The following is a 21,172-nucleotide window of genomic DNA, read 5'->3' on the forward strand; positions in this document are numbered from 1 at the left end:
TGAAATGCAACTGAACAAAGTGCTGAAAGGGCTGATGATTGCTCTGCCTGTTATGGCTATTGCGGCATGTTCTTCTAACAAGAACGCCAGCAATGACGGCAGCGAAGGCATGCTGGGTGCCGGCACTGGTATGGATGCAAATGGCAGCGGCAACATGTCTTCTGAAGAGCAAGCGCGTCTTCAGATGCAACAGCTGCAGCAGAACAACATCGTTTACTTCGATCTGGACAAGTACGATATCCGTTCTGACTTCGCTGCAATGCTGGATGCTCACGCTAACTTCCTGCGTAGCAACCCGTCTTACAAAGTCACCGTAGAAGGTCATGCGGACGAACGTGGTACTCCTGAGTACAACATCTCCCTGGGTGAGCGTCGTGCAAACGCCGTTAAGATGTACCTGCAGGGTAAAGGCGTTTCTGCTGACCAGATCTCCATCGTTTCTTACGGTAAAGAAAAACCTGCAGTACTGGGTCATGACGAAGCGGCTTACGCCAAAAACCGTCGCGCCGTACTGGTTTACTAAGAGAATTGCATGAGCAGTAACTTCAGACATCACGTGTTGAGTCTGTCGTTACTGGTTGGCATAGCGGCCCCTTGGGCCGCTTTTGCTCAGGCGCCAATCAGTAGTGTCGGCTCAGGCTCGGTCGAAGACCGTGTCACTCAACTCGAGCGTATTTCTAACGCTCACAGTCAGCTTTTAACCCAACTCCAGCAACAACTCTCCGATAATCAGTCCGATATTGATTCCCTGCGCGGTCAAATTCAGGAAAATCAGTACCAGCTGAATCAGGTTGTTGAGCGCCAGAAGCAAATATTGCTGCAGATGAATAATCTTGGCAGCGGTAGCGCGCCTGCTGCGCAATCTGCAGGTGGCGATCAGAGTGGGGCGGCAACCCCAGCACCTGATGCAGGCGCTGCGACAACGTCAGGGGCGCCCGCGCAAACTGGCGATGCGAATACCGATTACAATGCGGCAATTGCTCTGGTGCAGGATAAATCTCGCCAGGATGACGCGATTGAAGCATTTCAGAACTTCATCAAAAAATACCCGGACTCAACTTACCTGCCCAATGCGAATTATTGGCTGGGTCAGTTGAATTACAATAAGGGTAAAAAAGATGATGCAGCGTTCTATTTTGCTTCGGTAGTAAAAAACTTCCCGAAATCACCGAAGGCTGCAGACGCGATGTACAAAGTCGGCGTCATCATGCAGGACAAAGGTGACACAGCAAAAGCTAAAGCGGTTTATCAGCAGGTTATCACTAAATACCCTGGCACTGATGGCGCGAAACAAGCGCAAAAACGCCTTGGCGCGATGTAATGACCACCACGCGACCAGAAATCGTGTTATTTCTGGTCGTGTCGTGTGATTCCTAAGCAGTTGAGTTATTTACATCGAAATTTTTGTTGCGCTAAAATCTGAAATCAGTAATATATGCCGCCGTTGCCAAGGGATATCAAACAAACCAAAAGCAGCGCAAAAGCGGGTCGTTAGCTCAGTTGGTAGAGCAGTTGACTTTTAATCAATTGGTCGCAGGTTCGAATCCTGCACGACCCACCAATCGCTAAGGTGGAACGCGATTGTAAAACGTGAAGGATAACGTTGCGTAAGCAACGGCCCGTAGGGCGAGACGAAGTCAAGTCATCCTGCACGACCCACCACTAACTCAGTTAGTAAGTAGTATCCAGCGTAGTATCGGGTGATTAGCTCAGCTGGGAGAGCACCTCCCTTACAAGGAGGGGGTCGGCGGTTCGATCCCGTCATCACCCACCACTCGGGGCGTTAGCTCAGTTGGTAGAGCAGTTGACTTTTAATCAATTGGTCGCAGGTTCGAATCCTGCACGCCCCACCAACTTTAACATCGTACTCAGATGTTAAACGTGAAGGATAACGTTGCGTAAGCAACGGCCCGTTAGGGCGAGACGAAGTCGAGTCATCCTGCACGCCCACCAATTTATTGGTGTTACCGAGTAAAAATTTTCAGGTTATCCCGAGCGGGTCGTTAGCTCAGTTGGTAGAGCAGTTGACTTTTAATCAATTGGTCGCAGGTTCGAATCCTGCACGACCCACCATCCTGAAAGTATAAAGAAGTAAACCCCATAAGGGGGCGTTAGCTCAGTTGGTAGAGCAGTTGACTTTTAATCAATTGGTCGCAGGTTCGAATCCTGCACGCCCCACCAATGTAAAAAAGCGCCCTAAAGGCGCTTTTTTGCTATGCGCAGGATTTCATGATTCGAACCTGCAGCAGGTTCGGGTCGAACGAAGTGAGACAACGGAGCCGTTTACGGCGATGGCCCGAAGGGCGAGCGTAGCGAGTCATCCTGCACGCCCCACCAGTGTAAAAAAGCGCCCTAAAGGCGCTTTTTTGCTATCTGCGATTTAAAAGATTTGAACCTGCAGGCCCGCAGGTCGCCATCCGGCACTCATCACTCGCAATTATTGTGACTTTTCTGCGCCAATCCGCTATCTTGTTTAGCATATAAAACAATTCAAACCGAATATGGCGTGCGTTACGCTTTTAATCGGTTAATTCGTTAAGCCAGTAAAACGAGAAAGCAAGATGAGCGTGATGTTTGATCCAGAAGCAGCAATTTATCCGTTTCCGCCGAAGCCAGGGCCGCTGAGTGTGGATGAAAAGCAATTTTATCGTGAAAAAATCAAGCGCCTGTTGAAAGAGCGTGATGCCGTTATGGTCGCGCACTATTACACCGATCCTGAAATTCAGCAATTGGCCGAAGAGACCGGTGGCTGTATTTCTGATTCTCTGGAAATGGCGCGGTTCGGTGCAAAACACCCAGCTTCTACGCTGCTGGTTGCGGGCGTGAGGTTTATGGGAGAAACCGCCAAAATTCTCAGCCCGGAAAAGACTATCCTTATGCCAACCTTACAGGCGGAATGTTCATTAGATCTGGGCTGTCCGATAGACGCGTTCAGCGCATTCTGCGACGCGCATCCGGATCGTACCGTGGTGGTTTACGCCAATACTTCAGCCGCCGTTAAAGCTCGTGCTGACTGGGTCGTGACCTCCAGTATCGCGGTTGAACTTATTGAGTATCTTGATAGCTTAGGTGAAAAAATCATCTGGGCTCCGGACAGACATCTGGGTAACTACGTGCAGAAACAAACCGGCGCAGATGTGCTCTGCTGGCAGGGGGCCTGTATTGTCCACGACGAGTTTAAAACCCAGGCTTTAACGCGCATGAAAGGACTGTACCCTGATGCTGCGGTGCTGGTGCACCCGGAGTCACCTCAGTCTATCGTTGATATGGCCGATGCGGTTGGCTCAACCAGTCAGCTCATCACCGCAGCTAAATCGTTACCGCATAAGCAGCTGATTGTGGCGACTGACCGGGGCATTTTTTACAAAATGCAGCAGGCCGTTCCGGATAAAGAGCTGCTTGAAGCTCCAACGGCTGGCGAGGGGGCCACCTGTCGTAGCTGCGCGCATTGTCCATGGATGGCGATGAACGGCCTCAAGGCGATTGCTGAGGGGCTGGAGTATGGCGGCGCGGCGCATGAAATACATGTTGATCACGCGCTGCGAGAAGGGGCATTGTTGCCATTAAATCGTATGTTGGAATTTGCGGCTACACTACGAGCTTAATACTTTATTTTTGCTCTGGGGGAAAAGATGGACTTTTTTAGCACGCAGAACATTCTGGTACATATTCCGATTGGCGCAGGTGGTTACGATCTATCGTGGATCGAAGCCGTGGGGACGATCGCCGGGTTGCTGTGTATTGGCCTGGCGAGTCTTGAGAAAATCAGCAATTACGTTTTCGGTCTGATAAACGTCACGCTGTTTGCGATTATCTTCTTTCAGATCCAGCTTTATGCCAGCCTGTTGCTGCAAGTCTTTTTCTTTGCCGCCAATATCTACGGTTGGTATGCCTGGTCCCGGCAAACCAACCAGCATGAAGCGGAACTGAAAATTCGCTGGCTGCCGTTGCCAAAAGCGATCGGCTGGCTGGCGGCTTGTGTGGTGGCGATCGGCCTGATGTCGGTCTATATCGATCCGGTCTTTGCGTTGCTGACTCGTATTGCGGTCAACATAATGCAGGCATTGGGACTGCAGGTTGCTGTGCCTGAACTGCAACCCGATGCATTCCCGTTCTGGGACTCCTGCATGATGGTGCTTTCGATTGCGGCGATGATCCTGATGACGCGCAAATACGTTGAAAACTGGCTGCTGTGGGTGATCATCAACGTAATCAGCGTGGTGATCTTTGCCCTGCAAGGCGTATATGCCATGTCGCTGGAATATATGATCCTGACGGTTATCGCCCTCAACGGGAGCAGGATGTGGATCAACAGTGCGCGTGAGCGAGGTTCCCACGCGCTGTCTCATTAATGGTGATGATGTGAATGGCCGGACACGCCCTGATACAGGTGGCAGTCCGGTCCATTGCACGGCTGATACTCCATCTGAATCGTCGCGTGTTCAATCTGGTAATGATGAATAAGGAAGTGCTGAATACGCTCCAGCAGCGCATCATGATCGTGCGGCGGGATCACCTGCACATGCAGCGTCATTACCGGCTTTTCTCCCACCATCCAGACGTGGACATGGTGCACATTGCGGACTTCGGGAATATCCCGGCTGAGATGGCGCTGCAGTGCGGCGATATCCAGCGCCAGCGGAGCCCCTTCCAGTAATTCGTTGACGCTATCTTTTAATAATCGCCAGGCGCTGCGCAGCACCAGTACGGATACCAAAATTGAGAGGATCGGGTCCGCAGGCGTCCAGCCCGTCCAGATAATAATCAACGCAGCGATGATTGCCCCGACCGAGCCGAGTAAATCGCCCATCACATGCAGCGCTGCGGCACGGACGTTCAAATTTTTCTCTTCGCTGCCGCGATGTAAAACCCAAAAAGCAAGCACGTTGGCCAGTAAACCCGCGACAGCAATAACCATCATCATGCCGCCCGCCACGGGACGAGGTGTCTGGAAGCGCTCAATCGCCTCCCAGACGATTAAAATGGTGATAACGACCAATGCGATGGCATTAACGAATGCGGCCAGCGTCGTGAGCCTCAGCCAGCCGAAGGTGTGGCGTATTGTGGGTGGGCGACGGGAAAACTGAACGGCCAACAGCGCAAAAAGCAGCGCTGCCGCATCCGTAAGCATATGCCCGGCGTCGGCCAGCAAGGCCAGTGAGCCTGAAAGTATTCCGCCCACCACTTCGACCAACATAAATCCGGCGGTAATGCAGAATGCGAACATCAGTCGGCGGGCGTTATTGTCTTTGGGTTGCTCAGAGGAAGTATGAGTATGTACGTGCGCCATTATGCCATCCCTTTGTTATTCTCATCTTTACTGTATGCCATCATACCGTTTTTGGGATGATAAAATTAAAAAGGAGAGCTAATGCTCTCCCGTTATTAGCTTTATTTTCAGCGTTACTGCGTGGTGCCGTCAGTTTTGGTATCAACATCATTGTTGATGCCGTTTCCAGTCTCAACCTTCTTGTTCACATCAGGACAGCGACCGTCCTTACACATAGTGTTTTTGTGCATCTCGTCTTTGGTCATCCCCTCATGGTTCATTGATGAACCGTTCGGGTGCAGCATCGTGCCACCTGAATTCACGTTATTGTTGTCGACATTATTCGGCGCTACGTTTTCGCGAGCGTCTGGTGCTACCTGACCGGCATCTGCTGAGGAATTTGCCTGGCCATTATTGGACTGCGAGTTGGTTTCAGCGGCCAGCGCTGCACCGCTGGCGAGGCTGAGGGTAGCAGTAAGAAAGAGTGAAGCCAGCTTAGTCATATGCATAATATGCTCCTGTTAAGGTCGATATGTCGGATAACGTCTTCCAACAGTGCATGTGCCAGTTACATCATCAATACGTGGTTAATCGTTTTGCTTTGGAAATTAAAACCAGCATACAATCTTGAAATCTATGAAAATTTAAGATGTTACAGTTAGAAATTGTAGTCTGGATCTCATTTTTCGCTACATTATTGCGTTTTTTTACCAGATTCCAGGATTAATCCGTCCAAAGTGTAAAACCCCGTTTACACCTTATGACTGAAGATATAGATTGGATGGATTGCATTCATTTATATAAGTATGGCAACGCTGGAATAATCATGAATTATCAGAACGACGATTTACGCATCAAAGAGATCAACGAGTTATTACCGCCAGTCGCACTGCTGGAAAAATTCCCCGCTACTGAAAATGCCGCAAATACGGTGGCTCATGCCCGTAAGGCAATTCATAAAATTCTGAAAGGGAACGACGATCGCCTGTTAGTGGTGATTGGGCCGTGCTCTATTCATGATCCGGCTGCCGCCAAAGAGTACGCCACTCGCCTGCTGGCGCTGCGCGAAGAGTTAAAAGGCGAGCTTGAAATTGTCATGCGAGTCTATTTCGAAAAGCCGCGTACCACCGTCGGCTGGAAGGGGCTTATCAACGATCCGCACATGGACAATAGCTTCCAGATCAACGATGGACTGCGCATTGCGCGTAAACTGCTGTTGGATATCAACGACAGCGGATTGCCAGCTGCAGGTGAATTCCTCGATATGATCACGCCGCAATATCTTGCCGACCTGATGAGTTGGGGCGCTATTGGAGCACGTACCACTGAGTCTCAGGTGCACCGCGAACTGGCATCTGGTCTGTCCTGCCCGGTTGGCTTTAAAAACGGTACTGATGGCACGATCAAAGTTGCGATTGATGCAATCAACGCCGCAGGGGCACCACACTGCTTCCTGTCTGTGACCAAATGGGGTCATTCGGCGATCGTGAATACCAGCGGTAATGGTGATTGCCATATCATTCTGCGCGGTGGCAAAGAGCCGAACTACAGCGCTCAGCATGTTGCCGACGTGAAAGAAGGTCTGATTAAAGCAGGGCTCTCTGCGCAAGTGATGATCGACTTTAGCCATGCCAACTCCAGCAAGCAGTTCAAAAAGCAGATGGATGTTGCGAAAGATGTTTGCGGGCAAGTTGCTGGTGGTGAAAAAGCGATTATTGGCGTGATGATCGAAAGCCATCTGGTCGAGGGTAATCAGAACCCGGATAGCGGCGAACCGCTGACCTACGGTAAGAGCATCACCGACGCCTGCATTGGCTGGGAAGATACTGATGCGGTGTTACGTCAACTGGCGGATGCGGTAAAAGCGCGCCGCGGTTAAACGTTAGCCTACCAGAAAGATAAAAAAAGCGCGGATAGTCCGCGCTTTTTTATGCGACACGCAGAAATTACTTCGCTTTACCCTGGTTCGCAACGGCAGCTGCTTTTGCGGCGATCTCGTCAGCGTTACCCAGATAATAGTGTTTGATTGGTTTGAAGTTTTCGTCGAACTCATACACCAGTGGTACACCCGTCGGGATGTTCAGTTCGAGGATCTCATCTTCGCCCATGTTATCCAGGTATTTCACCAGCGCACGCAGGGAGTTACCGTGAGCGGCGATAATCACTCGCTCACCGCTTTTCATGCGCGGCAGGATGGTTTCATTCCAGTAAGGGATAACGCGATCGATGGTCAGCGCCAGGCTTTCGGTAACCGGTAACTCGTTGTCGGTCAGCGTCGCATAACGCGGATCATGACCCGGATAGCGTTCGTCATCTTTAGTCAGTTCCGGTGGGGTGACCGCAAAGCCGCGACGCCATTGCTTAACCTGCTCGTCACCGTATTTTTCCGCAGTTTCCGCTTTGTTCAGCCCCTGCAGCGCGCCGTAATGACGTTCATTCAGTTTCCAGGATTTCTCAACTGGCAGCCAGGCCTGATCCAGTTCATCCAGTACGTTCCACAGGGTGTGGATGGCACGTTTCAGCACAGAGGTATATGCAAAATCGAAGCTATAGCCTTCCTCTTTCAACAGTTTACCTGCTGCTTTCGCTTCGCCCACGCCTTTCTCGGACAGATCAACGTCATACCAACCGGTAAAACGGTTCTCCTTGTTCCACTGACTTTCACCGTGACGTACCAGAACCAGCTTAGTTACAGCCATACACTCACTCCTATAAATCATATTGAATGATAATAATTCTCATTATATTGCCGTAATGCGTCAGCGGCAATCCTTACGCATAACCATAGCGAAAATAGCGCCACAGTGTAAGGTTCTTGTGAACTCAAGGTTGCGATTTTGTCTTTGAACGGTGGGGATTTGAACGGTTCTACTGTGATAAACAAGCAACAGGCCCGATTCGTTACGTCATCGGGCCTGGGAGGGGGAACGATTAAGCTGGTATAAACCGGTATTCCGTCACGCTGGTGTACTCTTCGCCAGGACGCAGGAAGCAGTCTGGCTGCGGCCATTCCGGATGGTTCGGGCTGTCCGGCAGGAACTCGCTTTCCAGCGCCAGACCTTGCCAGTCGGCGTAGGCGTCAGGACCACGGGATGGCGTACCGCCGAGGAAATTTCCGGAATAAAACTGCAAAGCCGGGGCAGAGGTGTAGACCTCCATCTGCAGTTTTTCATCCTGTGACCACAGATTCGCGATCGGTTTGCGGCTATCGCCTTGCGCCTGTAGCAAGAAAGCGTGATCGTAACCTTTTACTTTCCGCTGATCGTCATCGGCCAAAAATTCGCTGTCGATAACTTTCGCCACGCGGAAATCGAACGCGGTACCAGCCACCGGCTTCAGTCCGTCGTGTGGGATACCCATTTCATCCACCGGCAAGTACTCGTCAGCGAAGATCTGCAGCTTATGTTGACGGACATCGGTTGTATCACCGTCGAGGTTGAAATAAACGTGGTTGGTAAGATTCACCGGACAGGGCTTATCGACCGTGGCGCGGTAGGTGATCGAAATACGATTATCGTCAGTAAGGCGATACTGCGCGGTCGCGCAAAGATGGCCAGGAAAGCCCTGGTCGCCATCTTCAGACGTTAGGGCGAACAGCACCTGACGGTCATTCTGATTGACTATCTGCCAGCGACGTTTGTCGAAACCGTCCGGCCCGCCGTGCAGCTGGTTGTTGCCCTGGCTTGGTATTAATTCAACGGTTTCACCGGCAAAAGTATAGCGGCTGTTGGCGATACGGTTAGCGTAGCGACCAATCGACGCCCCCAGAAATGCAGCCTGTTCCGGATATTGTTCCGGGCTGGCGCACCCGAGTAATGCTTCGCGCACGCTACCATCGCTCAGCGGAATACGCGCAGAGAGCAGGGTCGCGCCCCAGTCCATCAGCGTGACCACCATCCCTGCGTCATTGCGCAGGGTAATCAGGCGAAACGGCTGACCGTCCGGAGCCTGCACAGGGATTTCGTTTAACATTGTCCGGCTCCTTGTGAAGGTTTGCAGACGTAGAATGTTTCTTTGATACCGGTTTTTGCTTCGTATTGCTCAGCGACAGCTTGTTGCACGGCAGGCACCAGATCTTGCGGGATCAGCGCCACGATGCAGCCGCCGAAGCCGCCGCCAGTCATACGTACACCACCTTTATCGCCGATGGTCGCTTTGACAATTTCAACCAGCGTATCAATTTGTGGCACGGTGATTTCAAAGTCATCGCGCATTGAGGCGTGAGATTCCGCCATCAATTGTCCCATACGCAGCAGGTCGCCTTTTTCCAACGCCTGCGCGGCTTCAACGGTACGCGCATTTTCCGTGATGACGTGGCGGACGCGTTTGGCGACAATCGGATCCAGCTCGTGGGCGACAGCGTTAAATGCTTCAAGACTGACATCACGCAGTGCCGGTTGCTGGAAGAAACGTGCGCCGGTTTCACACTGTTCGCGACGGGTGTTGTACTCGCTGCCGACCAACGTGCGTTTAAAGTTGCTATTGATGATCACCACCGCCACACCTTCCGGCATGGAGACAGCTTTGGTGCCCAACGTACGGCAGTCGATCAGTAGCGCATGATCTTTCTTGCCAAGCGCGGAGATCAGCTGATCCATAATGCCGCAGTTACAGCCGACAAACTGGTTTTCAGCTTCCTGGCCATTCAGGGCGATTTGTGCGCCGTCGAGCGGCAGGTGATAGAGCTGTTGGAATACCGTACCCACAGCGACTTCCAGCGAGGCGGAAGAGCTAAGACCTGCGCCTTGCGGGACATTACCGCTGATCACCAGATCCGCACCGCCAAAGGCGTTACTGCGTTTTTGTAGATGCTTCACCACGCCACGCACGTAGTTCGACCACTGCTGGCTGTCGTGGGCGATAATCGGCGCATCGAGAGAGAACTCATCAATCTGATTGTCGTAATCAGCGGCGATCACGCGAACTTTTCGATCGTCGCGCGCGGCACAACTGATGACAGTTTGATAGTCGATGGCGCAGGGCAGAACGAAGCCATCATTATAATCGGTGTGTTCGCCGATCAGGTTTACGCGACCCGGTGCCTGAATAGTATGGGTGGCTGGGTAGCCAAACGTTTCTGCAAACAGAGATTGTGTTTTTTCTTTCAGACTCATTATTTAAACTCCGGATTCGCGAAAATGGATGTCGCTGACCGCACGCAGTCGCTCAGCCGCTTGTTCTGCCGTCAGGTCACGCTGGGTTTCCGCCAGCATTTCATAACCGACCATAAATTTACGCACGGTCGCGGAACGCAGCAGCGGCGGGTAAAAGTGCGCGTGTAACTGCCAGTGTTCGTTTTCTTCACCGTTGAACGGCGCGCCGTGCCAGCCCATAGAGTAGGGGAATGAGCACTGGAACAGGTTGTCGTAACGACTGGTCAGTTTTTTCAGCGCCAGCGCCAGGTCTGCACGCTGTTCATTGGTCAAATCAGTGATACGCAGCACATGCGCTTTCGGCAGCAGCAGCGTTTCGAACGGCCACGCGGCCCAGTAAGGCACAACCGCCAGCCAGTGCTCAGTTTCTACGACCGTACGACTGCCGTCCGCCAGTTCGCGCTGGACGTAATCAACGAGCATCGGTGCGCCCTGTTCAGCGAAGTACGCTTTCTGCAGGCGATCTTCACGTTCGGCTTCGTTGGGCAAAAAGCTGTTGGCCCAAATTTGACCGTGCGGGTGCGGGTTAGAGCAGCCCATCGCCGCGCCTTTATTCTCAAATACCTGCACCCAGGGATAGGTTTTTCCTAACTCTTCAGTCTGTTCCTGCCACGTCTGTACAATTTCTGTCAGCGCAGGGACGCTGAGTTCCGGCAGCGTTTTGCTGTGATCGGGCGAGAAGCAAATCACGCGACTGGTACCGCGTGCGCTCTGGCAACGCATCAACGGATCGTGACTGTCCGGCGCGTCCGGGGTATCTGACATGAGGGCCGCAAAGTCATTAGTGAAGACATAGGTCCCGGTGTAATCCGGGTTTTTGTCGCCGGTAACGCGCGTATTGCCAGCGCACAGAAAGCAGTCCGGGTCATGCGCAGGCAGTACCTGCTTAGAAGGAGTTTCCTGCGCCCCTTGCCACGGACGTTTGGCGCGATGCGGTGAAACAAGGATCCACTGCCCGGTGAGCGGGTTAAAACGGCGATGTGGGTGATCGACAGGATTGAATTGCGTCATGATTGGTCCTTAATCCGAATATCCCTGTGGGTGGCGTGACTGCCAGTGCCATGTGTCTTGTGCCATTTCATCCAGCGTGCGGGTCACGCGCCAGTTGAGCTCGCGATCGGCTTTGCTGGCATCAGCCCAGTAGGCCGGAAGATCGCCATCACGGCGCGGGGCGAAATGGTAATTAATCGGTTTACCGCAGGCTTTGCTGAAGGCATTGACCACGTCCAGCACGCTGCTGCCGATGCCTGCGCCAAGGTTGTAAATATGCACACCCTGTTTGTCCGCCAGTTTTTCCATTGCGACAACGTGACCGTCGGCGAGATCCATCACGTGGATGTAGTCGCGAACGCCGGTGCCATCTTCAGTAGGATAGTCGTTGCCAAATACGGCAAGGGACTCGCGGCGACCCACGGCAACCTGTGCGATGTAAGGCATCAGGTTGTTGGGAATACCCTGAGGATCTTCCCCCATATCCCCTGATGGATGCGCGCCAACCGGGTTAAAGTAGCGCAACAAAGCAATGCTCCAGTCGGGTTGGGCTTTTTGCAGATCGGTCAGGATCTGTTCCACCATCAGCTTACTTTTGCCGTACGGACTCTGCGGCGTGCCGGTGGGGAAGCTTTCAACATAAGGAATTTGCGGCTGATCGCCATAGACGGTCGCGGAGGAGCTGAAAATGAAGTTTTTCACGTTGGCGGCGCGCATGGCGTTTACCAGACGCAGAGTTCCATTGACGTTGTTGTCATAGTACTCCAGCGGCTTGGCCACGGATTCTCCAACGGCTTTTAACCCGGCAAAATGGATGACCGTGTCAATGGCATGATCGTGCAGAATTTCGGTTATCAGCGCTTCGTTACGGATATCTCCTTCCACAAAAGTCGGATGCTTACCACCTAAACGCTCAATGACGGGCAGAACGCTGCGCTTGCTGTTGCAGAGATTATCCAGGATCACCACCTCGTGACCGTTTTTCAACAACTGCACGCAAGTGTGGCTTCCGATGTAACCGCTACCACCTGTAACCAATACTCTCATAATTCGCTCCGTTAAGCCTATGGTATGCAATAACCATAGCATAACAAAGATGCGAAAAGTGTGACATGGAATAAATTAGTGGAATCGTTTACACACTGGCGTTTTCACATATTTGCAGTGGTTATTTTATTTTAAATCATTACGTTAGGTTGTTATCTCAGCGTTTGTCTGAAAAAAAGACAGAAAAAAGGGCGTATTCAAACGCCCTGGTATGAAAATTAACGCAGTGATGTTTGTTGATAGGTGTAGATATCGCCCTCGGGCACAAACTCCAGACGGTGGGTAATGCAGGCTGGGGCATCTTCGGCGTGATGAGAGACGAACAACAGCTGAGTTTCGCCTTGACCGATCAGCACATCCACAAAACGACGAATCAGTTGGCGATTGAGCGGATCTAACCCTTGCAAAGGCTCGTCAAGAATCAACAAGGTAGGGTGTTTAACCAGCGCGCGAACAATCAGCGCCAGCCGCTGTTGACCCCAGGAAAGACTATGGAATGGCGCATCCGCAGTACGTTTATCGATGCCAAGGATATCCAGCCACTGTTGTACCAGTTTGTGCTGCCTGTCGGAGACGGCCTGGTAAATGCCAATTGAATCAAAATAACCGGAGAGAATAACGTTGCGTACGGTCGTACTCACCCGATAATCCAGATGCAGACTGCTGCTGACGTAGCCGATGTGTTTTTTGATATCCCAGATAGTTTCACCGCTACCCCGACGGCGGCCAAACAGCGTCAGATCGTTACTGTAGCCCTGGGGATGATCGCCGGTGATTAAACTGAGCAGGGTTGATTTTCCCGCACCGTTGGGGCCGACGATTTGCCAGTGCTCGCCTGGGTTTACCTGCCAGCTCATATGATGAAGGATAGGGCGATCGTTATACGAGACGATGCCATTGTTAAGTACAATTCGTGGCTCGTTATCTGACAACGTGCGGCGCACCGAAGGTTCATCCGGTTCGGGTAACTGAATACCTTCCAGTCGTTCGCTATGGGCAAGTTGAGCGATTAATGCCTGTTGCAGAAGGTCGGCTTTCGCGCCGGTTTCTGTCAGCGTGCAATCGGCAAGCACGCCGGCAAACTGCACGAACTCGGGAATTTCATCAAAGCGGTTAAGCACCAATATCAACGTAAAGCCAGCCTGGTGCAGGTCAGCGAGCAGTTCTGCTAACTGGCAGCGGGATGCCACATCCAGCCCGTCAAAGGGCTCATCGAGGATCAGTAAATCCGGTGCGGACATTAACGCCTGGCAAAGCAGAGTTTTACGTGTTTCTCCGGTCGAAAGGTATTTGAAACGCCTGTTGAGAAGGGCAGAGATGCCAAACTGCTGAGCCAATGTAGCGCAGCGGGCGGGATCGCTGATCTCATCCTGAATGATTTCTGCGGTGGTGCGCCCGGTGTCATCTTCACCGGGGCTGAGAAGATCGGTGTTGTTTCGCTGCCACTCGTCGCTGACCAGCTTCTGGAGCTGTTCAAAGGAGAGTCGGGTGATACGCGTAAACTGACAGTGGCGCTCGCCTTTCAGCTGCGGTAATTCCCCTGCCAGCGCGCGGGCCAGCGCAGATTTCCCGCTACCGTTAGAGCCAACAAACGCCCAGCTATCACCCGCGTTTAACGTCAACGCATCTAACTGGAGCGTTTTTGTGTCGCTAAGACGAAACGTGCCTTGCGAAATTTGCAACGATGACATTTTGTATCCCATTATTTGCAGCGATTAATAACAGGGATACGTGTTCTTCAAGCTGATGTCAATCACTCAGCATAGTGTGGCGATAATCACCCTGTCAGCATTGAAAAAAGCAGTGACGTTCGCGCCTTCCTGCAGCGTCGCACTATTTTCTGTCGGAATGGTTGCACACAGTGTCTGGCCGTCTGGCAGCGTCATCAATACCTCGCACTGTTCTGCGCCGCGTTCGATATGGCTGATCGTGCCCTGCAGCTGGTTGTCGGCAGCCTGAGCGATAGCGTCATCCTGGGTAATTCCGACCCACGGCGCTTTCAGCAGAATCAACACCTCTTTGCCTTCATCAAGGCCCAGACGCTCGCCGCTTTGTGCCGTGATCGCCACCTTCAGGCGCGTTTCGCCATCGGCCAGCAGGACGTCGACATGCTGCTGTACCAGGGAGTGATCGCGGGCGGTAATCGTGCCAAACCACTGGTTACGGGCGCTGGTTTGCAGCGAAAAGCGAGAAATTGCCGCCAGCAGGCTGTTAAGTGGCAGCGCATCATCATCACTCAAAACATCAAAGGCTTTTTGTTGGATTTGCGCCAGCAAATCGTACAGCTGGATTAAACGTTGGCCGTAGCGGGTTAACACCGCGCCGCCGCCGCCTTTACCGCCTGTGGCACGCTCAACCAACGTCTGCTCGCTGAGCTGGTTCATTTCGTTAATTGCATCCCAGGCACTTTTGTAGCTGATGCCTGCATCCTTCGCGCCCTGACTGATGGAGCCGGAAAGCGCAATGTGCTTCAGCAGAGAAATGCGACGGGGATCGGCAAACAGTTTTTGCTGAAGTTTCAGCGTAAGAAGGATTTCGGCCTGCATCACAAGCTCCTAGCAAAAAAAGGTATTGTGACGGAAAACCATGCCTGAGCAAAGCCGACCGCACAAAAGGGGAGTGCTTTTCTGCGTTATGGGGTTAGAATACAGCTAAGGACTATATCTGGAGTTGACCATGTTAGAGTTATTGAAAAGTCTGGTATTCGCCGTAATCATGGTACCTGTGGTAATGGCCATTATTCTGGGTCTGATTTACGGACTGGGTGAAGTGTTCAACATTTTCTCCGGTATCGGTCAGAAAGACCAGTCCAGACAGAATCATTGATTCCCCAAACGCCCGCTCAGTCGGGCGTTTCTATTTTTTCGCCTTTCTGTTTGTTTTCTCTGACTGCCATTTCTCAAGATCCTGCTTTCCCTGCCGATATTTTCTTTGTGTAACCTCTAATTGGTATCAATAACCTCTGGGAAAATCCTGTTTTACTCGTTATATTTGCGACTACATAACGAAACGCAAAGGAGTTACAGATGGCACGTACATGGTTACCCTTGTTTGCAGGGGCAACACTTTCTCTTACCGTTGCCGGGCATGTGCTGGCGGATGAAGGAAAAATTACCGTTTTCGCAGCGGCATCATTGACCAACGCGATGCAGGATATTGCAACGCAATACAAAAAAGAGAAGAACGTTGACGTCGTCTCCTCTTTTGCTTCTTCTTCCACACTGGCGCGCCAGATTGAAGCCGGTGCACCAGCCGATCTATTTATTTCTGCCGATCAGAAGTGGATGGACTACGCGGTGGACAAAAAGTCGATTGATAGCGCAACGCGTGCAACGTTGTTGGGTAACAGCCTGGTGGTTGTGGCACCGAAAGCGAGTGAGCAGAAAGCGTTTGCCATCGACAGCAAAACCAACTGGACCAGTTTGTTGAACGGTGGACGTCTGGCCGTTGGCGATCCAGAACATGTTCCAGCAGGCATTTATGCCAAAGAAGCGCTGCAAAAACTGGGTGCATGGGATACCCTTTCCCCAAAACTGGCGCCTGCTGAAGACGTACGGGGTGCGTTGGCGCTGGTTGAACGTAACGAAGCGCCGCTGGGGATTGTCTATGGTTCCGATGCCGTCGCCAGCAAGGGCGTAAAAGTAGTTGCGACTTTCCCGGAAGATTCGCACAAAAAAGTGGAATACCCTATCGCGATTGTTGATGGCCACTCCAACGCAACGGTTAGCGCGTTCTATGATTACCTGAAAGGACCGCAGGCTGCTGAAATCTTTAAACGTTATGGATTTACGACCAAGTAATGATACTGACCGATCCTGAATGGCAGGCCGTTATATTGAGCCTGAAAGTTTCTTCCCTGGCCGTGTTGTTTAGTCTGCCATTTGGGATTTTCTTTGCCTGGTTACTGGTGCGATGCAAATTCCCGGGCAAAGCGCTGCTCGACAGCGTGCTGCATTTACCGCTGGTACTGCCGCCTGTGGTGGTGGGGTATCTGCTGTTGGTCTCTATGGGACGGCGTGGATTCATCGGCGAATGGCTGTATGACTGGTTTGGCATCACCTTTGCCTTTAGCTGGCGTGGTGCCGTGCTGGCCGCTGCGGTGATGTCCTTCCCGCTCATGGTGCGGGCTATTCGTCTGGCGCTGGAAGGTGTCGACGTCAAGCTGGAGCAGGCCGCTCGTACGCTGGGCGCCGGACGCTGGCGCGTCTTTATGACTATAACGCTACCGCTGATGCTACCCGGCATTATTGTTGGTACGGTGTTGGCGTTCGCCCGCTCGCTTGGCGAGTTCGGTGCAACAATTACCTTTGTTTCCAATATACCTGGCGAAACCCGCACTATCCCTTCGGCGATGTATACCCTGATCCAGACTCCGGGCGGCGAAAGCGCGGCGGCAAGATTATGTATCATATCCATTGTATTAGCGCTGATTTCGCTGCTGATTTCTGAATGGCTGGCGCGTATTAGCCGTGAGCGGACGGGGCGATAATCATGTTGGAACTTAATTTCACCCAGACGCTGGGGACGCACTGTCTGACGCTCAACGAAACGCTGCCCGCCAGTGGGATCACCGCGATTTTTGGCGTTTCAGGCGCGGGGAAAACCTCACTGATTAACGCCATCAGCGGTCTGACACAGCCGCAGTCCGGACGCATCGTGCTCAACGATCGGGTATTAAACGACGTTGAGAAGGGTATCTGCTTAACGCCTGAAAAACGCCGGGTGGGTTATGTTTTTCAGGATGCGCGTCTGTTCCCGCATTATAAGGTGCGCGGCAATCTGCGCTACGGCATGGCGAAAAGCATGGCCGGACAGTTTGATAAGCTGGTGGCGTTGTTGGGCATTGAACCGCTGCTTGATCGTCTGCCCGGCGGGCTTTCCGGTGGTGAAAAGCAGCGTGTCGCCATCGGTCGGGCGCTGCTGACCGCACCTGAGTTATTGCTGCTTGATGAGCCGCTCGCCTCGTTGGATATTCCGCGTAAGCGTGAACTGCTGCCTTACCTGCAACGTCTGGCACGCGAAATTAATATTCCGATGCTGTACGTCAGCCACTCGCTGGATGAAATTTTGCACCTGGCCGACAAAGTAATGGTGCTTGAAAGCGGGCAGGTCAAAGCGTTCGGTTCGCTGGAAGATGTCTGGGGCAGCAGCGTGATGCACCCGTGGCTGCCGAAGGAGCAGCAAAGCAGCATTCTGAAAGTCAGCGTACTGGAACATCATCCACACTACGCGATGACCGCGCTGGCGCTTGGCGATCAGCATTTGTGGGTCAATAAACTGGATCAACCACTGCAAACCGCGCTGCGTATTCGTATTCAGGCCTCTGATGTTTCGCTGGTGCTACAACCGCCGCAGCAGACCAGTATTCGTAACGTGCTGCGGGCGAAGGTCGCGCAGTGCTATGACGATAACGGTCAGGTGGAGGTTCAGCTTGAAGTGGGTGGTAAAACGCTGTGGGCGAGGATCAGCCCATGGGCCAGGGATGAACTGGGGATCAAACCCGGCCAGTGGCTGTATGCCCAAATTAAGAGCGTGTCGATTACTGCCTGATTACAGCAGGTGGGAATAGATAAATTTCGCGATGCTGTCGGTGGTGTTATCACCAATCACGATATTGGCGCGGGCTTTGACCGCGTCGTCCGCATTACCCATAGCCACGCCAGTGCCTGCGGCTTCCAGCATGCTGATATCGTTAAAGTTATCGCCAAAGGCAATGACGTTTTCCATTGCCCCCCCCTGGGCTTCAATCCACTGGGTCAGGCGCCGTCCTTTGCTGTTGCCTTTACGGGCAATGTCGACCTGATCGTGCCAGGACCATTCACACTCCAGTCCCAGCTGTTGTTCAACATGCTTACCAAACTGTTGCAGTTTCGGAATATCTTCGTCGGTTAGGGCAAATTTCCAGACGGCGTTGACGTCATGCGCAGCCTTCGCCAGCGAAGGCACCTGGGTGAAGGTTGGGCGCTGCTCCGGCGGCAGGGTTTGCGCCCAGTTAGCGGTACGCACCACATGCCCGGTTGGGCGCTCATACAGCATGGCTTCATCCACATACATCAGCCCGTGGATCTGATGCTCATCCAGCATGTCGATCAGCTGTAATGCCTGGTCTACCGGGAGGGGATCGGATTCCAGTACCTTTTTTGCTTGATAATCATACAAGTAGGTGCCGTTGCAGCAAATTGCAGGTGTATCCAGCTCCAGTGCCTGATAAAAAGGATGAATAGCAACGTGATGGCGACCTGTGACAATGATAAGTTGGTAGCCTGCTTCTCTGGCGCGCGCGAGCGCTTCGAGAGAGGATGGCAGCAAGGTTTTTTTCGGGGTCAGCAACGTACCGTCTAAATCCAGGGCAATCACGCGTGCGGTCATAGGTTTTTCCAGATTAAGGTTGAGAATTTTGTCTGCTGGAATGGTACACCGAGACGGGAGCCGGACAAAATTCTGAGCCTTAATTAAGCATTCACCGTTAAAAGCGTCTACCTTAGGCGTGTGTCAGGCAATTGCTGCCACCTGCCAAAAAGCAAAGGAGTATTCATGAAGCAAACCGTTTATACCGCCAGCCCTGAAAGTCAGCAAATTCATGTCTGGAGCCTGAATCACGAGGGGGCGTTGACGCTGACGCAGGTGGTTGATGTGCCGGGTCAGGTACAACCGATGGTCGTCAGCCCGGATAAGCGCTATCTCTATGTTGGCGTGCGCCCGGAGTTTCGCGTGCTGGCTTATCGTATTGCGCCTGATGACGGTGCGCTAACCTTCGCGGCAGAGTCTGCGCTGCCGGGTAGCCCGACCCATATTTCTACCGATCATCAGGGGCGTTTCGTGTTTGTTGGCTCTTATAACGCGGGCAGCGTAAGTGTTACCCGCCTTGAGGATGGACTGCCGGTAGAGCTGGTTGATGTGGTTGAAGGTCTGGACGGTTGCCACTCGGCCAACATCTCACCGGATAACCGTACCCTGTGGGTTCCGGCGTTGAAACAGGATCGTATTTGCCTGTTTGACGTCAGCGATGATGGCCATCTGGTCGCGCAGGAACCGGCTGAAGTGACTACCGTGGAAGGCGCGGGCCCGCGTCATATGGCGTTCCATCCGAATAAGCAATATGCCTACTGTGTGAACGAGCTGAACAGCTCTGTTGATGTCTGGGAGCTGAAAGATCCGTACGGCAAGATTGAGTGCGTGCAGACGCTGGATATGATGCCTGCTGATTTCTCAGACACCCGTTGGGCGGCAGATATTCACATTACACCAAATGGTCGTCATCTGTACGCTTGCGATCGCACTGCCAGCCTGATTACGATCTTTAGCGTGTCAGAAGACGGTAGCGTGCTGACGAAAGAGGGTTTCCAGCCTACCGAAACTCAGCCGCGTGGTTTTAATATCGATCACAGCGGAAAATACCTGATTGCTGCCGGGCAAAAATCGCACCATATCGCGGTGTATGAGATTGCAGGTGAACAAGGTCTGTTGACAGAGAAAGGTCGTTACGCGGTAGGGCAAGGTCCAATGTGGGTGGTGATTAACGCGTACTAAAACGCGCTGGCGTTACAAACGATCCGCAATCTGGTAAAGGTTGCGGATTTTTTTTTATTTAATGAGCGGTAGATTTTCCTGACATTCAGCAACGGATGTCCAAAGGCTATCTTTGTCATCTGACCATAAATTCAGCAGAAGGGAGAAAAATCGCTCAGCGGGAGGGGAGAGAATAGCGTCCTTACGGCGAATAATCCCCAGCGTACGTCTAATGACAGGCTCAACCAGGGGGATCCCTATCAGCGTTGGATGCGGCGTTTGCGGCATGGCAAGTCCTGGTAACGCGGAAACGCCCAATCCCGCCTCAACCAGGCCCAGCGAGGTGGACAGATGGCGGACCTCGTAAAACCAGTTCAACTTCCACGGTTTATCAGTTAAATATTGTTCAATCAATAATCGGTTACCGCTTGAGGAGCGAACGCCTATCAGTTTGTAATTCAGTAATTCTTGCCATTCTACCAACTGTTTATTGGCGAGCGGATGGTCGCGCCGACAGGCCAGAACAAACGGTTCATTAACCAGTGGAGTGAACTCGATAGAGGAATTTGTGATGTTGTTCATGTTTATCCCAAAATCAGCCTCGTTGCAAAGTACGGATTCCATACAATTATTCGTACCTTGTTCAATAATTCGCACTTTGATATTGGGATACAGCTCATTAAATTTCCCGATTGCCAATGGTAAGAAATAGAACACGGCGGTAGGAATACAAGACAATGTCACTATGCCATGATGGTGAGCATTCATTTCACTAATGCTAAAAATGGTTTCATCTAAGGCTCTAATTAATTCTCTGGCTTCAGGTAATAATCTTTCCCCCGCTTTTGTTAATGTAACTTTGCGAGTTGTTCTTTCAAAGAGTTGAGTGTGTAAATACTCTTCCATCTTTTTAATCCTGCGTGTTAATGCAGGTTGCGTAATATTAAGTAACTTGGCGGCATTGTTAAAAGAATCGGACTCTGCCAGCGTGACAAACGCCTTCATGCTTGATAATTCGTGTTTCATTCTGACTCCGGACTAAATCGGGGAAGCCCCTGCCTATGATGAAAGCGTCCAGTGTATCTGCAATTCTTAAATTTCAATTAATAAAAATAAATCATTAATCTCGTAAACAAAGTCATTAGCCACCCTATTCATGACATGCAACCATGTACTCAGTGGAAATAATATTGAGAGCATAATC

At 51.9% G+C, this 21,172-nt stretch carries 21 protein-coding genes, 5 tRNA genes and 1 other RNA gene; 16 read left to right on the plus strand and 11 right to left on the minus strand.

The features are described 5' to 3' along the window. Positions 1-4 precede the first annotated feature (4 nt). From pal to pnuC, 10 genes are all read left to right on the plus strand, one after another. Positions 5-523, plus strand: coding sequence for a peptidoglycan-associated lipoprotein Pal (gene pal / locus On2M_RS11465; RefSeq protein ID WP_003022983.1), 519 nt, complete (start codon positions 5-7; stop codon positions 521-523). A 9-nt stretch (positions 524-532) separates the two neighbouring features. Continuing rightward, positions 533-1,321 (plus strand): cell division protein CpoB, encoded by a 789-nt coding sequence (gene cpoB, locus On2M_RS11470; protein WP_151219564.1) that lies wholly within the window; start codon positions 533-535, stop codon positions 1,319-1,321. 164 nt (positions 1,322-1,485) lie between these two features. Continuing rightward, positions 1,486-1,561 (plus strand) — tRNA-Lys (locus tag On2M_RS11475). Between the two features lie 137 nt (positions 1,562-1,698). After that, positions 1,699-1,774 (plus strand) — tRNA-Val (locus On2M_RS11480). A gap of 3 nt (positions 1,775-1,777) precedes the next feature. After that, positions 1,778-1,853 (plus strand) — tRNA-Lys (locus On2M_RS11485). A gap of 144 nt (positions 1,854-1,997) precedes the next feature. Next, positions 1,998-2,073, plus strand: a tRNA-Lys gene (locus tag On2M_RS11490). Between the two features lie 32 nt (positions 2,074-2,105). Then, positions 2,106-2,181, plus strand: a tRNA-Lys gene (locus On2M_RS11495). Positions 2,182-2,203: 22 nt separating this feature from the next. Continuing rightward, a non-coding RNA gene (locus On2M_RS11500) (RtT sRNA) lies at positions 2,204-2,337 on the plus strand. A 224-nt stretch (positions 2,338-2,561) separates the two neighbouring features. Beyond that, entirely contained in the window at positions 2,562-3,605 is a 1,044-nt protein-coding gene (gene nadA / locus On2M_RS11505) for a quinolinate synthase NadA (RefSeq protein ID WP_210904842.1), read from the plus strand. A 27-nt stretch (positions 3,606-3,632) separates the two neighbouring features. After that, positions 3,633-4,352 carry a nicotinamide riboside transporter PnuC gene (gene pnuC, locus On2M_RS11510; RefSeq protein ID WP_151219566.1) on the plus strand — a complete coding sequence of 240 codons (720 nt, stop codon included), beginning with the start codon at positions 3,633-3,635 and terminating at the stop codon, positions 4,350-4,352. Here the strand turns inward: pnuC and zitB are convergent. Then, positions 4,349-5,290, minus strand: a complete 942-nt coding sequence (gene zitB / locus On2M_RS11515) for a CDF family zinc transporter ZitB (protein ID WP_151219567.1) — start codon at positions 5,288-5,290, stop codon at positions 4,349-4,351. The two genes, pnuC and zitB, sit on opposite strands and share 4 nt — an antisense overlap. A 113-nt stretch (positions 5,291-5,403) precedes the next feature. Beyond that, entirely contained in the window at positions 5,404-5,778 is a 375-nt protein-coding gene (locus On2M_RS11520) for a YbgS-like family protein (RefSeq protein WP_151219568.1), read from the minus strand. A gap of 317 nt (positions 5,779-6,095) precedes the next feature. Between On2M_RS11520 and aroG the strand changes: the two genes are divergently transcribed. Next, positions 6,096-7,148, plus strand: a complete 1,053-nt coding sequence (gene aroG, locus On2M_RS11525) for a 3-deoxy-7-phosphoheptulonate synthase AroG (RefSeq protein WP_187252779.1) — start codon at positions 6,096-6,098, stop codon at positions 7,146-7,148. A gap of 67 nt (positions 7,149-7,215) precedes the next feature. Here aroG and gpmA read toward each other — a convergent pair whose 3' ends face one another. The 7 genes from gpmA to modE all read right to left on the minus strand — a co-directional run bounded on the left by gpmA (position 7,216) and on the right by modE (position 15,005). After that, positions 7,216-7,968, minus strand: a complete 753-nt coding sequence (gene gpmA / locus On2M_RS11530) for a 2,3-diphosphoglycerate-dependent phosphoglycerate mutase (RefSeq protein WP_151219570.1) — start codon at positions 7,966-7,968, stop codon at positions 7,216-7,218. A gap of 232 nt (positions 7,969-8,200) precedes the next feature. Beyond that, positions 8,201-9,241 carry a galactose-1-epimerase gene (gene galM, locus On2M_RS11535; protein ID WP_210904843.1) on the minus strand — a complete coding sequence of 347 codons (1,041 nt, stop codon included), beginning with the start codon at positions 9,239-9,241 and terminating at the stop codon, positions 8,201-8,203. Continuing rightward, positions 9,235-10,383: a galactokinase gene (gene galK, locus On2M_RS11540; RefSeq protein ID WP_151219572.1), complete on the minus strand. Its 1,149-nt coding sequence runs from the start codon at positions 10,381-10,383 to the stop codon at positions 9,235-9,237. Before galK ends, galM begins: the two co-directional genes overlap by 7 nt. A gap of 3 nt (positions 10,384-10,386) precedes the next feature. After that, entirely contained in the window at positions 10,387-11,433 is a 1,047-nt protein-coding gene (galT, locus tag On2M_RS11545) for a galactose-1-phosphate uridylyltransferase (RefSeq protein ID WP_151219573.1), read from the minus strand. Between the two features lie 9 nt (positions 11,434-11,442). Further along, the gene (gene galE, locus On2M_RS11550) at positions 11,443-12,459 is read right to left on the minus strand and encodes a UDP-glucose 4-epimerase GalE (RefSeq protein WP_151219574.1); all 1,017 of its coding nucleotides are present in this window, start codon (positions 12,457-12,459) and stop codon (positions 11,443-11,445) included. Between the two features lie 218 nt (positions 12,460-12,677). After that, entirely contained in the window at positions 12,678-14,150 is a 1,473-nt protein-coding gene (gene modF / locus On2M_RS11555; RefSeq protein ID WP_151224969.1) for a molybdate ABC transporter ATP-binding protein ModF, read from the minus strand. 66 nt (positions 14,151-14,216) lie between these two features. Continuing rightward, on the minus strand, positions 14,217-15,005 hold the full coding sequence (modE, locus tag On2M_RS11560; protein ID WP_151219576.1) for a molybdenum-dependent transcriptional regulator: 789 nt from the start codon (positions 15,003-15,005) through the stop codon (positions 14,217-14,219). Between the two features lie 130 nt (positions 15,006-15,135). Here modE and On2M_RS11565 point away from each other — a divergent pair, with 130 nt between their 5' ends. The 4 genes from On2M_RS11565 (at position 15,136) to modC (ending at position 18,009) form a co-directional block, all read left to right on the plus strand. Beyond that, the gene (locus On2M_RS11565) at positions 15,136-15,285 is read left to right on the plus strand and encodes an AcrZ family multidrug efflux pump-associated protein (RefSeq protein ID WP_003023026.1); all 150 of its coding nucleotides are present in this window, start codon (positions 15,136-15,138) and stop codon (positions 15,283-15,285) included. A gap of 200 nt (positions 15,286-15,485) precedes the next feature. Continuing rightward, the gene (modA, locus tag On2M_RS11570) at positions 15,486-16,259 is read left to right on the plus strand and encodes a molybdate ABC transporter substrate-binding protein (protein ID WP_187259455.1); all 774 of its coding nucleotides are present in this window, start codon (positions 15,486-15,488) and stop codon (positions 16,257-16,259) included. Beyond that, positions 16,259-16,948 (plus strand): molybdate ABC transporter permease subunit, encoded by a 690-nt coding sequence (gene modB, locus On2M_RS11575; RefSeq protein WP_003023032.1) that lies wholly within the window; start codon positions 16,259-16,261, stop codon positions 16,946-16,948. The genes modA and modB overlap by 1 nt, the downstream gene beginning before the upstream one ends. A gap of 2 nt (positions 16,949-16,950) precedes the next feature. Next, complete coding sequence (gene modC, locus On2M_RS11580) at positions 16,951-18,009, plus strand: molybdenum ABC transporter ATP-binding protein ModC (RefSeq protein ID WP_151219577.1); 1,059 nt, start codon at positions 16,951-16,953, stop codon at positions 18,007-18,009. Here the strand turns inward: modC and On2M_RS11585 are convergent, their stop codons facing one another. Next, the gene (locus tag On2M_RS11585) at positions 18,010-18,828 is read right to left on the minus strand and encodes a pyridoxal phosphatase (protein WP_151219578.1); all 819 of its coding nucleotides are present in this window, start codon (positions 18,826-18,828) and stop codon (positions 18,010-18,012) included. Between the two features lie 165 nt (positions 18,829-18,993). On the opposite strand from On2M_RS11585, the gene pgl reads away from it, so the two are divergent. Beyond that, a complete protein-coding gene (gene pgl / locus On2M_RS11590) occupies positions 18,994-19,989 on the plus strand; it encodes a 6-phosphogluconolactonase (RefSeq protein ID WP_187252774.1) in 996 nt (331 codons plus the stop codon). Between the two features lie 54 nt (positions 19,990-20,043). Here the strand turns inward: pgl and On2M_RS11595 are convergent, their stop codons facing one another. Next, positions 20,044-20,994 carry a LysR family transcriptional regulator gene (locus On2M_RS11595; RefSeq protein WP_187260168.1) on the minus strand — a complete coding sequence of 317 codons (951 nt, stop codon included), beginning with the start codon at positions 20,992-20,994 and terminating at the stop codon, positions 20,044-20,046. Between the last annotated feature and the right edge of the window lie 178 nt (positions 20,995-21,172).

The organism is Citrobacter sp. On2M (genome assembly GCF_018035235.1).
In the GTDB taxonomy this organism is placed as follows: Bacteria; Pseudomonadota; Gammaproteobacteria; order Enterobacterales; family Enterobacteriaceae; genus Citrobacter; species Citrobacter meridianamericanus.